Origin of the sequence: Streptomyces sp. NPDC007929, assembly GCF_042959065.1 — a bacterium.
In the GTDB taxonomy this organism is placed as follows: domain Bacteria; phylum Actinomycetota; class Actinomycetes; order Streptomycetales; family Streptomycetaceae; genus Streptomyces.
This window is the reverse complement of the sequence record NZ_JBIBKD010000004.1, coordinates 428,365-443,200: the sequence shown is the minus strand read 5'-3', so window position 1 is coordinate 443,200 and position 14,836 is coordinate 428,365. Positions and strand designations below refer to the sequence as shown.

Annotated in this window: 12 protein-coding genes; 8 read left to right on the top strand and 4 right to left on the bottom strand. The window is 70.9% G+C overall.

Annotation, left to right across the window (positions count from 1 at the left end):
• Positions 1–103: 103 nt before the first annotated feature.
• Positions 104–1,114, bottom strand: coding sequence for a multicopper oxidase domain-containing protein (locus ACFZDE_RS15570; protein WP_391200221.1), 1,011 nt, complete (start codon positions 1,112–1,114; stop codon positions 104–106).
• 189 nt (positions 1,115–1,303) lie between these two features.
• Here ACFZDE_RS15570 and ACFZDE_RS15565 point away from each other — a divergent pair, with 189 nt between their 5' ends.
• On the top strand, positions 1,304–3,784 hold the full coding sequence (locus ACFZDE_RS15565; RefSeq protein WP_391200220.1) for a ThuA domain-containing protein: 2,481 nt from the start codon (positions 1,304–1,306) through the stop codon (positions 3,782–3,784).
• A 44-nt stretch (positions 3,785–3,828) separates the two neighbouring features.
• Positions 3,829–5,973 (top strand): OmpL47-type beta-barrel domain-containing protein, encoded by a 2,145-nt coding sequence (locus ACFZDE_RS15560; protein WP_391200508.1) that lies wholly within the window; start codon positions 3,829–3,831, stop codon positions 5,971–5,973.
• Here ACFZDE_RS15560 and ligD read toward each other — a convergent pair.
• Positions 5,960–6,991: a non-homologous end-joining DNA ligase gene (gene ligD, locus ACFZDE_RS15555; RefSeq protein ID WP_391200219.1), complete on the bottom strand. Its 1,032-nt coding sequence runs from the start codon at positions 6,989–6,991 to the stop codon at positions 5,960–5,962. The two genes, ACFZDE_RS15560 and ligD, sit on opposite strands and share 14 nt — an antisense overlap.
• 74 nt (positions 6,992–7,065) lie before the next feature.
• Between ligD and ACFZDE_RS15550 the strand changes: the two genes are divergently transcribed.
• Positions 7,066–8,130, top strand: coding sequence for an ATP-dependent DNA ligase (locus ACFZDE_RS15550; protein ID WP_391200218.1), 1,065 nt, complete (start codon positions 7,066–7,068; stop codon positions 8,128–8,130).
• A gap of 18 nt (positions 8,131–8,148) precedes the next feature.
• Here ACFZDE_RS15550 and ACFZDE_RS15545 read toward each other — a convergent pair whose 3' ends face one another.
• Entirely contained in the window at positions 8,149–9,339 is a 1,191-nt protein-coding gene (locus ACFZDE_RS15545) for an alcohol dehydrogenase catalytic domain-containing protein (RefSeq protein WP_391200217.1), read from the bottom strand.
• A gap of 251 nt (positions 9,340–9,590) precedes the next feature.
• Between ACFZDE_RS15545 and ACFZDE_RS15540 the strand changes: the two genes are divergently transcribed.
• Complete coding sequence (locus ACFZDE_RS15540; RefSeq protein WP_391200507.1) at positions 9,591–10,571, top strand: DUF3048 domain-containing protein; 981 nt, start codon at positions 9,591–9,593, stop codon at positions 10,569–10,571.
• Between the two features lie 95 nt (positions 10,572–10,666).
• On the opposite strand, the gene ACFZDE_RS15535 is transcribed toward ACFZDE_RS15540, so the two are convergent.
• Positions 10,667–11,131 carry a MarR family transcriptional regulator gene (locus tag ACFZDE_RS15535; RefSeq protein WP_390995815.1) on the bottom strand — a complete coding sequence of 155 codons (465 nt, stop codon included), beginning with the start codon at positions 11,129–11,131 and terminating at the stop codon, positions 10,667–10,669.
• A 213-nt stretch (positions 11,132–11,344) separates the two neighbouring features.
• Here ACFZDE_RS15535 and ACFZDE_RS15530 point away from each other — a divergent pair, with 213 nt between their 5' ends.
• The 4 genes from ACFZDE_RS15530 to pcaH all read left to right on the top strand — a co-directional run bounded on the left by ACFZDE_RS15530 (position 11,345) and on the right by pcaH (position 14,835).
• Entirely contained in the window at positions 11,345–12,100 is a 756-nt protein-coding gene (locus ACFZDE_RS15530) for a 3-oxoacid CoA-transferase subunit A (protein WP_391200216.1), read from the top strand.
• Positions 12,100–12,744 carry a 3-oxoacid CoA-transferase subunit B gene (locus ACFZDE_RS15525; protein ID WP_391200215.1) on the top strand — a complete coding sequence of 215 codons (645 nt, stop codon included), beginning with the start codon at positions 12,100–12,102 and terminating at the stop codon, positions 12,742–12,744. Before ACFZDE_RS15530 ends, ACFZDE_RS15525 begins: the two co-directional genes overlap by 1 nt.
• Entirely contained in the window at positions 12,741–13,943 is a 1,203-nt protein-coding gene (locus ACFZDE_RS15520) for an acetyl-CoA C-acyltransferase (RefSeq protein WP_391200214.1), read from the top strand. Before ACFZDE_RS15525 ends, ACFZDE_RS15520 begins: the two co-directional genes overlap by 4 nt.
• Positions 13,944–14,061: 118 nt before the next feature.
• Positions 14,062–14,835 carry a protocatechuate 3,4-dioxygenase subunit beta gene (gene pcaH, locus ACFZDE_RS15515; protein WP_390995803.1) on the top strand — a complete coding sequence of 258 codons (774 nt, stop codon included), beginning with the start codon at positions 14,062–14,064 and terminating at the stop codon, positions 14,833–14,835.
• Position 14,836: the final 1 nt, after the last annotated feature.

Here is a 14,836-nt window from a genome sequence, read left to right as displayed (position 1 = left end):
GCCCCGGGCACGCAGCGTGGTGAGAGCGCTCTCCCCCGGCTGTCCCGTGCCCATGGGCGCCAGATGAGGAAAGCGACCCCGTCAGTGCGATGACCGCCACCCGTCAGTGCTCGTGCCCACCGCCCGTCGACTTCTCCCCGTGCTCGTGCCCGCCGCCCGACGGCACCTCCCCGTGCTCGTGCGGCTCATACCCCGGAATGGTGCCGTCCGGCTTCTTCACCAGGAACAGCCCGACCATGCCCATGTCGGAGTGGCTCTGGACGTGGCAGTGGTACATCCAGGCACCGGCGCCGACCCCCTCCCCCGCGATCACCTGGAAGCCGAAGGAGTCGGCCGGGCCCGTGATCTTGTTGTCGATGACCGGGCTGGGGTCCTCGGGGCCGGTCAGCATGCCGGTGCGGTTGTCCGCCCAGCGGTGACCGTGCATATGGAACGTGTGGTAGAACTCGCCGTGCGTGATCACGACGAACTCCACGCGATCCCCCACCGTGGCCTCGAAGTTCGGCCCGGAGTGCGGCGGCTCGTTGTTGATGCGCATGTCGTTGAAGACGACCGTGTGCGTCCGGTCGGGCAGGACATCGCCCTTGCGGCGGACGACGACCGGGCCGAACAGACCCTTCTGCAACCCCACGGTGCCGTGTTCGGTGCCGACGACATGGTCGTGGTAGTGCCAGTAGCCCGCACTGCCCGAGCGCCAGGTGCCGTCCTTGCGGCGACCGGGGGCGTGGGTGCGCCAGGTGTAGGTGCGACTGCCGCCCGGCTCGACATGACTGCGGTTCATCTTCGTGCCGTCGCTGGTGATCTCGTAGTCCAGGCCGTGGACGTGCAGGCTGACCGCCACGTCCATGGTGTTCTCGAACTCGACGTGCAGCGTGTCGCCTTCGTTGAGCTCGATCAGCGGGCCCGGGATGCTCGCCTTGCCCTTCTCCAGGCCGTAGCCCATCTGCCCGTCGGGCAGCTTCTCGGCGTAGAGCTTGATGCGTTTCACCTCGCCCCCGGCGGGCGCGATCCTCGCCGCTCCGGCGGCGCTCGCGACCTCCGGCGCCACGGACAACGATGTCGCAACGGCCGCGCCGCCCAGCAGGACCCGCCGGTTGAAGCTGCGTCTGTCCATGCGGAACTCCCCACCCTGGTAAGGCATTTACGGAGGCGTACCTGTGATGAACCTGTGCGACGGTACCGGCCGAGCCTCCGTTTATCCACACTCAAGACAAAGTTGGTGCCATCCCGGTCATAGGTATTGGCGAGATACGCAAAGGGGTTTAGCTTCCTTGGCGGTGTCGCTGTGACCGAGGAGGTGCCCATGCCCTTAAGAGGGTTGAGCAAGTCAAGACGCGTCTGGGCGGCGTCCGTCGCCGCCGGGGTCGTGACCGCCGGGCTGCTGTCGGGGCCCGCGGCGAACGCGCGTCCCTTCCCCGAACCCCCGCTGACAACGATGTCGATCAAGTCGCCGCCGGGCGGCGCGAACGTACGAGTGCTGATCTTCCACGGTTCCGCGGCGGCCGGGGAGGAGTCGCCGGTGGTGAACGCCGGGATCGAGGCCATCGAGGACATCGGTCTGACGGGTCCGGAGAACCGCCGCTTCAAGGTGCAGGCCACCGGCGACGCCTCGGTGTTCACCGACGGGAAGCGGCTGGGCCGCTTCAACGCGATCGTGTTCCTGACCGGCGGGGGCGATGTCCTCGACGCGGAGCAGGAGGCGGGCCTGGAGGCGTACATGGAGGCCGGCGGCGGGTTCCTCGGTCTCCATGACGCGGCCCGCGCCGAGCCGTACTCGGACTGGTTCACCGGTCTGGTGGGGGCCCGCCCGGCCGCCGCGAGCCCGACGGCCGTGCAGCGCGCGACCGTGGAGGTCGGCGACCGCCGGCACCCGGCGACCAAGACCCTGCCCGTGCAGTGGAAGCGTCCGGACCGCTGGCTGAACTGGGTGAAGAACCCCTCGGGCGAGGTGCACACGGTGGCCCGGGTCCGCGAGTCGACCTACCAGCCGGGCTCGGGCTCCAACGGCTGGGACCATCCGGTCAGCTGGTGCCGTGACTACGACGGCGGACGGTCCTTCTACACGGCCATGGGCGGGACGGTGTCGTCGTACGACGAGACCGACTTCCGCGAGCATCTGCGCGGCGCCCTGATGTGGACGACGCGGCTGGAGCAGGCCGACTGCAAGGCCACCATCAACGCCAACTACGCGGCGGAGCGGCTGACCAAGCCCAACCAGCCGGGTCAGAACGACCAGATCGGCGAGCCGCACGGACTGGTCACCGCGCCCGACGGCCGGGTGTTCTACATCGGCCGGGGCGGCGCCGACTCCTCGCAGCCCGTGATCACGGACTGGAACGACCCCGACATCGGCAAGGGCAAGGGCGAGATCCACGTCTACGACCCGAAGACCAAGCAGGTCACCCTGGCCGGCGCGCTCACCGTCTTCGGCAACAAGGGCGGCGGCGACGAACTGGTCAAGGTCGAGGAGGGGCTCCTCGGCATCGAGCTGGACCCGGGGTTCGCGCGCAACGGCTGGGTGTATCTGCACTACACGCCGCACGAGCGGATCGACCGCGAGACGCGGATGGCGGAGCGGCGGGTCTCCCGGTTCACGCTCGACAAGGCCACGAACAAGCTGGACCTCGCCAGTGAGAAGGTCCTGCTGAAGTGGCCGGTGCAGATCCACAGTTGCTGCCACGCGGGCGGTGGGATGGCCTGGGACTCCAAGGGCAACCTGTACATCGCCACCGGTGACAACAACTCCAGTGGCTTCAGCTCCGGTTACTCGGGCAACAACCCGGAGCCGAACTACAAGGGCGTCTCCTTCGCGGACGCGCGCCGCACCGCGGGCAACACCAACAACCTCAACGGCAAGATCCTGCGCATCCACCCGGAGCCGGACGGGACGTACACGCTTCCGCAGGGCAATCTCTTCACCGGGAAGGAACCCGACGAGGGCGGCGGCAAGACGCGCGGTGAGATCTACGTGATGGGTGTCCGCAACCCGGCGCGCATCTCCGTCGACACGTCGACCGATGTGCTCTACGCGGGCTGGGTGGGCCCCGACGCGAGCGCTCCCTCGACGACCTGGGGGCCGGCCAAGTACGACACGTTCGCCGCGATCACCGAGGCGGGCAACCGCGGCTGGCCGTACTGCATGGGCAACAAGCAGCCCTACCGGGACCGCAATCTGCCGGATCCGTCCAAGCCGCTGGGCTGGTACGACTGCGACCACCCGAAGAACGAGTCGCCGAACAACGACGGCCTGGTGAACCTGCCGCCGGTGACCGGCAACAACATCTGGTACTCGCCCTCGGGCGGCGGCCCGGACTACCCGCGGGACGCGAACGGCGTCCCGTCGTACAAGCCGGCGGAGGCCACCTACCGGCTGCCCTGGCTGAAGGGCGGCGGGCAGGCCGCGATGAACGGGCCTGTCTACCGGTACGGCACGGTCGCGGCCGACAGCGCCGTCAAGTGGCCGGCGTACTGGGACGGCAAGTGGTTCGTCGGTGACTTCTACGACGCCGACCAGCCGCGCAACGCGGTGCTCATGGACCCGAAGACGCAAGGCGACGGCGGTCTGCCGGTGCACGCGGAGTCGCTGAAGAAGATCGTGCCGATCGGCAACGACGGCATCAAGAACCTGATGGACTGGAAGTTCGGTCCGGACGGCGCGCTGTACGTCCTGGACTACGGGCGCGGCTTCTTCACCTCGGACTCCAAGTCGGCGCTGTGGCGGGTCACCTACAAGGGCGGCGGGCCCACTCCGGCCGCCGGCCAGTTGGCGAGGGGGAGCGAGTGATCCGGCACCGAAGAGTCTGGGCCGCCCTGCTGGCCGCCCTGCTGATGATGCTCGGCGTGCAGGCACTGCCCGCCGCCGGGCAGCCCGCGAAGGGGACGGCCGACCAGGTGCTCACCTGGACGGCCGGCAACGACATCGACAAGTATCTCTCAGCACCGAAGACGGCGGTCGCCGGCACGGCCACGATCGTCTTCGAGAACAGCACGGCCACCGGCAACACCACCGGCATGCCGCACACGCTGACGTTCGTGACCAGCGACCCCGAGTTCAACAGCGATGTGCAGCTCAACATCCTGGCCAACCCCAACGACGCCCAGGGCGGCAAGCACACCGCCCAGGTCACGCTCACACCCGGCCGGTACTTCTACCACTGCACGATCCCCGGCCACGGCCAGATGCAGGGCATTCTGACGGTGACCGAGGGCACCGGCGAGGACACCACGGCGCCCGAGGCGTCGGCGCACGTGAGCGGCACGCAGAACACGCAGGGCGAGTACGTCGGCTCGGCGAGCGTGGCGCTGCACGCCACCGACGAGGGCGGCTCCGGCGTCGAGCGGATCGAGTACGCGCTCGGGGAGGCGGGTGCCTGGCAGCCGTACACCACGCCGGTCGTCGTCGACCAAGTCGGCAGCCACACGGTGCGCTACCGCGCGTTCGACAAGGCGGGGAACGTGTCCGCCGAGAGGAGCGCCGCGTTCACGGTCGTCGCCCCCCAGTCGGACGACACCACGGCGCCGGAGACCTCGGCGACGGTGAGCGGTGAGCGCGACGCCGACGGGGCGTACATCGACATGGCGACGGTCACCGTCTCGGCCTCCGACACGGGGACCGGGGTCAACACGATCGAGTACGCCATCGGCTCCGGCGCCTGGCAGCCGTACACCGCGCCCGTGATGGTGCACCAGGTGGGTGAGCACACCGTCCGCTACCGCGCCACCGACAAGGCGGGCAACGTGGCGGCGGAGAAGAGCGTGAAGTTCACGGTCGTCGCGGCGCCACCCGCGGACACCGTCCCTCCGGTGACAGGCGTGACAGTGGAGGGCACGAGGAACGCGAGCGGGGCGTACGTCAACAGCGCCCGGGTGACGGTCACGGCGACCGACGAGCACGGCTCGGGCGTCGAGAAGATCGAGTACTCGCTGGACGGCGGCCCCTACCTGGCGTACTCGGCGCCGGTGGTGGTGGACCGGGCGGGCGCGCACACCGTGGCGTACCGGGCGACGGACAAGGCGGGCAACACCGCGGCGGCCCGCACGGTGACCTTCACGGTCGTCTCCGGGCAGGTCCCGGCACCGGACTGCCCGGAGTACGACGAGCGGCTGACGGTGATCGTCGGCACGGTCGACTCGGGAGTGCGCAACCGGGTCACCGACAACCGCTGCCGGATCGGCGAGCTGATCGAGGACGAGAAGGAGTGGACGTCCCAGGCGCTGTTCCTCAAGCACGTGAACTCCGTCCTGGACGCGCTGCTGAAGGAAGGGGTCATCGACCAGCGGGAGTCCAAGGCGATCCGGAAGGCGGCCCGGCAGTCCGGGATCGGCAAGCCGGGGCAGACCGAGGGATACCGCGCGCTCTTCGACGGAACGGCCGAGTCGCTGGCCAAGTGGCAGCAGGTGGGCGGCGGTTCGTTCGGGCTGAACCCGGACGGGACGATCACCTCCGGCACCACCACGCCCGGCATGGGCATGCTGTGGTTCCCGCAGCGCAAGTACGGCGACTTCTCGCTGAAGCTCCAGTGGCGCGACGACGCCCCGGGCACGGGCAACGCCAACTCCGGTGTGTTCGTGCGCTTCCCGTGGGTCCACGACCACCCGGAGGAGTCCCGCCCGGAGTGGGTGGCCATCAAGTACGGGCACGAGGTGCAGGTGCTGGACCGGCCCGACGGCGACCTGTACAAGACGGGCTCGGTCTACGGCTTCGACCGGGTCGGTCTGGCCGGCGCGGGCGTGACGCAGAAGGGCACCTGGAACGACTACGAGATCCGGGTGGAGGGCCAGCACTACTCGGTGCTGCGCAACGGTGTGCTGATCAACGAGTTCGACAACACCGGCGGCCAGGAGTTCAGCCCGCCGCGCTCGGACGACCCGGGCACGGACGGGCGGCGGTTCGCCTCCGGCTACATCGGGCTCCAGGTGCACGGCACGACGGATGTGGTCTCGTTCCGGGACATCCGGATCAGAGAGCTGTAGGAGGCTCCTTCTCCTTGCGGGCCCTGCTCGGCTGCACCCGCCTGGGCTCTCCCGGCATCTTCGGATACTCGGGCGGGTACGGCAGGTCGCCCAGTCCGTGGTCGTGTTCGTCACGGCGGGCGAGGTCGAGCAGGGCCTCCAGGGAGTAGCGGTGGTCGTCCATGTCCGCGTGCACGTCGCCGAGTTCGGCGAAGCGCGCGGGCATGGTCGCGAGGTCGAAGTCCTGGGGGTGCGCGACGCCGACCTCGTCCCAGCGCAGGGGTGCGGAGACGGGGGCGTGCGGGCGGGGGCGTACGGAGTAGGCGGAGGCGATCGTGCGGTCGCGTGCCGTCTGGTTGTAGTCGATGAAGATGCGCTCGCCGCGCTCCTCCTTCCACCACTTGATGGTCACCTGCTCGGGCATCCGCCGTTCCACCTCCCGGCCGACGGCGATGGCGGCGCGGCGCACCTGGGTGAAGGTCCAGCGCGGCTCGATGGGCACGAAGACGTGCAGTCCCCGGCCGCCGGAGGTCTTGGGGAAGCCCCGCAGCCCGCCGAACTCGTCGAGCACCGCCCGCAGTTCGTGGGCGGCGCGGGCGGCGTCGTCGTAGTCGGTGCCGGGCTGCGGGTCGAGGTCGATGCGCAGTTCGTCCGGGTGGTCCACGTCGTCGCGGCGGACCGGCCAGGGGTGGAAGGTGAGGGTGCCGAACTGGGCGGCCCACACCACCGCCCCGGGCTCGGTGGGGCACATCTCGTCGGCGCTGCGGCCGCTGGGGAAGGTGATGTGCGCGGTCGGGATCCAGTCGGGCATGTTCTTCGGCGCCCGCTTCTGGAAGAAGTTCTCGCCGTTCACGCCTTCCGGGTAGCGCTCCAGGGTGGTGGGCCGCTCGCGCAGGGCACGCAGGATGCCGGGGCCGACGGCGATGTAGTACCGGGCCAGGTCCAGCTTGGTGAAGCCGCGCTCCGGGAAGAACACCTTGTCCGGACTGGACAGCCGTACGGTCCGGCCGGCCACCTCCAGTTCCACCGCTTCACCCATGCCCGCCACGGTAGGCGTAGCCCGCACACCTCGCATATCGAGCACCTCGGGGCACATCGGAGCAGAATCGACCCATGGATCTCCCGGTGATGCCCCCTGTCAAGCCGATGCTCGCCAAGTCCGTGGCGGCGATCCCGGCGGGGATGCAGTACGAGGCGAAGTGGGACGGGTTTCGGGCGATCGTGTTTCGGGACGGGGACGAGGTCGAGCTGGGCAGCCGGACCGGGAAGCCCTTGACCAGGTATTTTCCCGAGCTGGTCAGCGCCGTGCGGGAGCGGTTGCCGCAGCGGTGTGTGGTGGACGGGGAGATCGTGATCGCGCGCGAGGGGCATCTGGACTTCGACGCGCTGACGGAGCGGATCCATCCGGCGGACTCGCGGGTGCGCACGCTCGCGGAGCGGACACCGGCGTCGCTCGTCGTGTTCGATGTGCTGGCGCTGGGGGACGAGTCGCTGATGGGCGCGCCGCTGACCGAGCGGCGGGAGCGGCTGGCCGGGGCACTGTCCGGGGTGCGGGCACCGGTGCATCTGGCGCCGGCGACCACCGACGTCGAGGTGGCCCGGCGGTGGTTCGAGGAGTACGAGGGGGCCGGACTGGACGGTGTCATCGCCAAGCCGCTGACCGTGCGCTACCGGCCGGACGAACGCGCCATGTTCAAGATCAAGCACGAGCGGACGGCGGACGTCGTGGTCGCCGGGTACCGGCTGCACAAGAGCGGCCCGATCGTCGGTTCGCTGCTGCTCGGGCTGTACGACGACCGCGGGACCCTCCAGCACGTCGGTGTGTCCGCCGCCTTCACGATGAAGCGGCGCGCCGAGCTGGTCGAGGAGCTGGAGCCGCTGCGTCTGGACGACGTGACGGGGCATCCGTGGGCGGCCTGGTCGGAGGAGGCCGCGCATGAGAAGGCCCGGCTGCCGGGGGCGCCGAGCCGCTGGTCGGGACGTAAGGACCTGTCGTGGGTGCCGCTCCGGCCGGAGCGGGTGGCCGAGGTGGCGTACGACCACATGGAGAACGGGCAGCGCTTCCGGCACACCGCCCGTTTCCGCCGCTGGCGCCCGGACCGGACCCCCACCAGCTGCACGTACGCGCAGTTGGAGGAGCCGGTCCGCTACGACCTGGCGGAGATCCTCGGCGTCTAGGTCCGCAGGGGTCGCCGGTCAGGGCTGCATCAGGACCTTGACCGCGCCGTCCTCCTTGCGCTGGAACATCTCGTACGCGTGCGGGGCCTCGGACAGCGGCACCCGGTGGGTGGCGAAGTCCTCCACACCGAGGGGGTCCTCGTCGGTCAGGTACGGGATGATGTCGTCGCTCCAGCGGCGGACGTTGGCCTGGCCCATCCGCATCTGGATCTGCTTGTCGAACAGGGTGAGCAGCGGCAGCGGGTCGGCCATGCCGCCGTAGACGCCGGACAGCGAGATGGTGCCGCCGCGGCGCACCAGGTCGATGGCGGTGTAGAGGGCGGCGAGGCGGTCGATGCTGAAGCGCTCGGCGATGGGGGCGCCGATCTTGCGGGGCAGGACGGCCGCGGCGTTCTGCACCAGGCGTGCTGCCGCGCTGCCGTGGGCCTCGGTGCCGACGGCGTCGATCACGGCGTCGGGTCCGCGGCCGTCGGTCCGGTCCTGGATCGCGGCGACGAGTTCCTTCTCGTCGTCGAAGGACCTCAGGTCGAAGGTCTCCACGCCCCGCGCCTTCGCCCGGCGCAGCCGCTCCGGGACCAGGTCCACGCCGAACACCTGCCCGGCGCCCCGCACCTGGGCGACGCGGCAGGCCATGTCGCCGATGGGGCCGAGTCCGAGCACGGCGACACTGCCGCCCTTGGGGACATCGGCGTAGGCGACGGCCTGCCAGGCGGTGGGCAGGACGTCGGAGAGGTAGACGAACCGGTCGTCGGGCGGGCCCTCGGGGACCTTGATCGGGCCGAACTGGGCCTGGGGGACGCGCAGGTACTCGGCCTGTGCGCCCGGCACCGCGCCGTACAGGCGGGTGTAGCCGAACAGGGCCGCGCCCATGCCCTCGCCCTGGACCTGGGTGGTCTCGCACTGGGTGGGCAGGCCGGTGAGACACATCCAGCAGCTGCCGCAGGCGATCTGGAACGGCACCACGACCCGGTCCCCCACCTGGAGGTCCGGTACGCCCGCGCCGACCTCCTCGACGATGCCCATGGGTTCATGGCCGAGGATGTCGCCCGGGGTCATGAACGGGGTGAGCACTTCGTACAAGTGCAGGTCGGAGCCGCACAGCCCGGTGGACGTGATGCGGATGACCGCGTCCGTCGGCTCCTGGATCGTCGGATCGGGCACGTTCTCCACCCGCACATCCCTCTTGCCCTGCCAGGTCACAGCCCTCATCGCCTCGCGCTCCCTCCGTAGCGTGCGCGTCGGTCGTACGGCGCCGTCCGAGTTCCCCGGACGCCCGCGCTGAACCTTGAGCCGGAGCCTGCGCCGGACCCTGCGCCGGATCTTGCGCCGGGCCTTGCGCCGATCGACGGACGCCGCGCGGACACTTCCTCGTCAAGAACGGTCACCCATGGCCATCGATGTTCAGATAAGCGCACAATCAAGACAGCTCGATGACAAGAGGCGCGGTGGCGACGGTGGGCATGGGACGAGGGGCGCGCGGACGGCGCGCCGCGACGACGGTGGCGCTGCTGGCCGCCACGGTGACGGCCGCCCTGGCGGGCTGCACGAGCGGGAGCGGTGGCCCGGGCGACGACGGACGGGGGTCGCCGAAGGAACCGGGGCAGCGGGAATCGCCCTCGGCGAAGGGCCCCGCCGCCCTCGTCGTCAAGATCGACAACGCCGGCCCGGCCCGCCCGCACACGGGCGTCGACGCCGCGGATGTGGTCTACGCCGAGCAGGTCGAGGGCGGGCTGAGCCGGCTGATGGCCGTCTACGCCACCCGGCTGCCGGAGGCGATCGGGCCGGTGCGCAGCGCTCGCGAGTCGGATCTGGAGCTGCTGCGCCAGTTCGACCGGCCCACGCTGGCCTTCTCAGGCGCGCAGAAGAAACTGCTGCCGCTGATCGACAAGGCGCCACTGCGGGCGGAGACACCGGGCAACGCCGCCGACGCGTTCTTCCGCGACTCCGGCAGACCCGCACCGCACAACCTCTATCTGCGCCCCGAGCGGATCGTGCCCGAGACCCCTGGGCGGGCCGCCCTGACCACCGGCTTCCGCTACGGCTCGGCGCCCGCGGGCGGTACGGCGACGGCGTCCCGGACGGTGCGCTACCCGGCGGCCGGTTTCACCTTCACCTGGTCGGACTCCCGCGACCGCTGGCTGGTCGGCATGGACGGCAGGCCCGCGACGACGGCCGACGGTGAGCGGATGGCGGCCGCGACGGTCGTCGTGCAGTACGTGACGGTGCGCGAGTCCGCCTTCCGGGACTTCCTCGGCAACAACACCCCGTACACCGAGACCGTCGGCTCGGGGAAGGCGACGGTGCTGCGTGACGGGCGGGCCTGGGACGTGCGCTGGAAGCGGGACAAGGCGGCGGACGGCACGACGTTCACCACCGCTGACGGCACGCCGGTGAACTTCGCCAAGGGCCAGGTGTGGGTGGTGTTCGCCAAAACGCCCTGACCGGCTCGCCGTCCGCCGTACGCCGCCCGGCCCACCCGGGCGGCGTACGGCCCACCCGGGCGGCGTACGGCCCACCCGGGCGGCGTCCGCGTCCGTCAGTGGGGCGTCACCAGGGGCTCTTCCGGATTGCGGAGCCCTTCGGCCGCGTCCGCGACCCGGCGGATGAGGTCGAAGAAGACCGTCCGCTCGTCGGCGGTCAGCGGGGCGAGGAAGACCTGGTTCATCCGGGCGGTGCGCACGGTCAGCCTGCGGTGCGTGCGCGCCCCCTCGTCCGTGAGGCGCAGCAGGGAGCGGCGCCCGTCCTGGGGGTCGCGGACCTTGTCGAGCAGTCCGCGCCGGCTGAGCCGGCTGATCACCTCGGCGATGGTGGACCGGTCGAGCCCCACCCGCTCCCCCACCGTGCGCTGGTCCAGGCCGGGCTCGGCGACGAGGGTGTTGAGGACGGCGAACTGGGGCGAGGTGATCTCCTCGGAGACCATCGCGTTCCACAGCAGGTAGTGCGCCTGCTGGAGCCGCCGGGCCAGGTGCCCGGGGTGGGTGGTGAGGTCCGCGGCCGCCATGTGCACCCCTCGGTCGTTTTCGTCGGTGCACTGAACAATACTCACCCCATCGCGCCCTGTCTGCCGCCTTCACGCAGGATTGCAGCACGTTCTTCCTGGCTCTTGACGCTCCCGTACACCGATGGCAGCGTGAGGGACAGCTCGCAGAAATACTCAGTGCCCTGATTAATCTGGTCGGGTCGCTGGCCGCTCGGAAGAGATGGGGCTTCTCGGATGGACAAGGTGGTCGCCACCGCCCTGGAGGCGGTGGCCGATGTGCCGGACGGCGCGTCGCTCGCGGTGGGCGGTTTCGGGCTCAGCGGTGTGCCGAACGCGCTGATCGGCGCACTGTACGAGCGCGGCGCGGCAGGGCTGTCGGTGGTCTCGAACAACTGCGGGGCGATGGAGTCGGGCCTGGCCGTGCTGCTGGCCGCCGGCCGGATCGCCCGGGTCACGGGGTCCTACATCGGCGCCAACAAGGAGTTCGCCCGGCAGTACCTGGCCGGGGAACTGGAGGTCGAGCTGATCCCGCAGGGCACGCTGGCCGAGCGGCTGCGGGCAGGCGGCGCCGGGATCCCCGCCTTCTACACCCCGGCCGGTGTCGGCACCCAGGTCGCCGACGGCGGACTGCCCTGGCGCTACGACGGTGCGGGCGGGGTCGCCCTCGCCTCGCCGCCCAAGGAGGTCCGGGAGTTCGACGGCACCGAGTACGTGCTGGAGCGGGGCATCCGCACCGACTTCGCCCTGGTCCGGGCCTGGAAGGGCGACCGGCACGGCAACCTCGTCTTCAACAAGTCCTCCCGGAACTTCAACCCGCTGGCCGCGATGGCCGGGCGGGTCACGATCGCCGAGGTGGAGGAGCTGGTGGAGCCCGGTGAGATCGACCCGGACGCGGTGCATGTGCCGGGCGTCTTCGTGCAGCGGGTGCTCGCGCTGACCCCCGAGCAGGCGGCGGACAAGAAGATCGAGCAGCGGACGGTGAGGTCCTGATGGCCTGGACGCGCGAGGAGATGGCCGCACGGGCGGCGCGGGAGCTGCGGGACGGCCAGTACGTCAATCTCGGCATCGGTCTGCCCACGCTCATCCCCAACCACCTCCCCGAGGGCGTCGAGGTCGTCCTCGAATCGGAGAACGGCATCCTGGGCACCGGCCCCTACCCCACCGAGGACGCCGTCGACCCGGATCTGATCAACGCCGGGAAGGAGACGGTGACGGTCCTGCCGGGCGCGTCCTTCTTCGACTCGGCGCTGTCGTTCGCGATGATCCGGGGCGGGCACATCGACGTCGCCGTACTGGGTGCGATGCAGGTGTCCGAGCGGGGCGACCTGGCGAACTGGGCCGTCCCCGGCAAGCTGATCACCGGCATCGGCGGCGCGATGGACCTGGTGCACGGCGCCCGTACGGTCGTCGTCGTCATGACACACACCGCCAAGGACGGCTCGCCGAAGATCCTCACCGAGTGCACGCTGCCGCTGACCGGCAAGGGGTGCGTGAACCGGATCATCACCGACCTCGGCGTCCTCGACGTCACCGACGACGGACTCGTCCTGGTCGAGACCGCACCCGGTGTGACCACTGGCGAGATCGCCGCCAGGACCGACGCCGAACTGACCGTTCCGGAGGACCTGAAGTGAAGGACGTCTACATCGTCGACGCGGTCCGCACGCCGATCGGCCGCTACAACGGCGCCCTCGCGCGTGTGCGCCCCGACGACCTGGCCGCGCACGCCGTGCGTGAACTCCTCGGCCGTACGCCGCGGCTGGACCCGGCCCGGGTGGAGGACGTGTACTTCGGCAACGCCAACGGGGCCGGTGAGGAGAACCGCAACGTCGGCCGGATGGCCGCGCTGCTCGCCGGGCTGCCCACGTCCGTGCCGGGCGTGACGGTCAACCGGCTGTGCGCGTCGGGTCTGGAGGCCGTGGTCCAGGCGGCCCGGGCCATCGCGGTCGGGGACGCGTCCGTCGTGCTGGCCGGAGGCGTCGAGTCCATGACGCGGGCGCCGTACGTGCTGCCCAAGTCCGACAAGCCCTTCCCGGCCCAGCACACCGAGCTGTACTCGACGACGCTCGGCTGGCGGATGGTCAACCCGCGGATGGAGCCGCAGTGGACGGTCCCACTGGGCGAGTCGGCCGAACTCATCGCGGACAAGCACAAGATCGGCCGGGAGCGGCAGGACGAGTTCGCCCTGCGCAGCCATGAGAAGGCGGCGCGGGCACAGGCCGAGGGCCTGTTCGACGCCGAGCTGGCGGCCGTGCCGATCCCGCAGCGCAAGGGCGAGCCGGTCGCCTTCGCCGCCGACGAGAGTGTCCGCGCGGATGCCTCCCTGGCGGCGATGGCCAGGCTGAAGCCGTCCTTCCGCAGCGAGGGCGGCACGGTGACCGCGGGCAACGCCTCGCCGCTGAACGACGGTGCGGCGGCGCTGCTGCTCGTCGACGAGGAGGGGCTGAGGGCGACGGGGCGCGAGCCGCTGGCCCGCGTCCGGGCGACGGGTGTCTCCGCGACCGACCCGCACTACTTCGGGCTGGCGCCCGTGGAGGCGGTCGACCGGGCGCTGGCCAAGGCGGGCCGGGGGTTCGGCGACCTGTCCGTGCTGGAGCTCAACGAGGCGTTCGCCGCGCAGGTGCTGGGGTGTGTGGCGGAGTGGCCCGAGTTCGACCCGGCGATCCTCAATCCGCAGGGCGGGGCGATCGCCCTCGGCCATCCCCTCGGCGCCTCCGGCGCGCGGCTCGCCGGGACGGTCGCCCATCAGCTCGCCCGCAGGGGCGGCGGCGTCGGCGTCGCCACTCTGTGCATCGGGGTGGGGCAAGGACTCGCGCTCGTCCTGGAGCGTTGAGCGCCGTCAGCGGCCACGGGCCCGTCGTGGCCGGTCGCGCCCGCGCGGCGGAGCCGCACATCGACAACAGCCCCGCGCCCCTCACGGGGCACGATCCTCAAGAGCCTCAGGGACTTCCATGACTCTCACCCAGCACGACATCGACCAGGAGATCGCGGCCAAGCGCGCCGCCTACGAGAAGCGGCTCGCCGACGGCGGGCCCGTCGAGCACCAGCCGCGGCGCGACTACGCGCCGTACCGGTCCTCGCTGCTCCGGCACCCGAAGCAGCCGCCGGTCACCATCGACGTGAGCAAGGACCCGGAGCTGGTGGAGCTGTCCTCCCCCGCCTTCGGGGAGCGGGACATCACCGAGATCGACAACGACCTCACCCGGCAGCACGACGGCGAGCCGGTCGGTGAGCGCATCACCGTCTCCGGGCGGCTGCTGGACCGCGCCGGGCGGCCGGTGCGCGGTCAGCTCGTGGAGATCTGGCAGGCCAACTCCGCGGGCCGCTACGCCCATCAGCGCGAGCAGCACGACGCCCCGCTGGACCCCAACTTCACCGGCGTGGGCCGTACCCTCACCGACGCCGACGGCCACTACCGGTTCACCACGGTCCAGCCGGGCCCGTACCCGTGGCGCCAGCACGTCAACGCCTGGCGGCCGGCGCACATCCACTTCTCGCTGTTCGGCTCGGCGTTCACCCAGCGGCTCGTGACGCAGATGTACTTCCCGAACGACCCGCTGTTCCCCTACGACCCGATCATCCAGTCCGTGACGGACGACGCGGCCCGGCAGCGGCTGGTCGCGACGTACGACCACAGCCTGTCGGTGCCGGAGTTCTCGATGGGCTACCACTGGGACATCGTGCTGGACGGGCCGCAGGCCACCTGGATCGAAGAAGGGCGCTGAC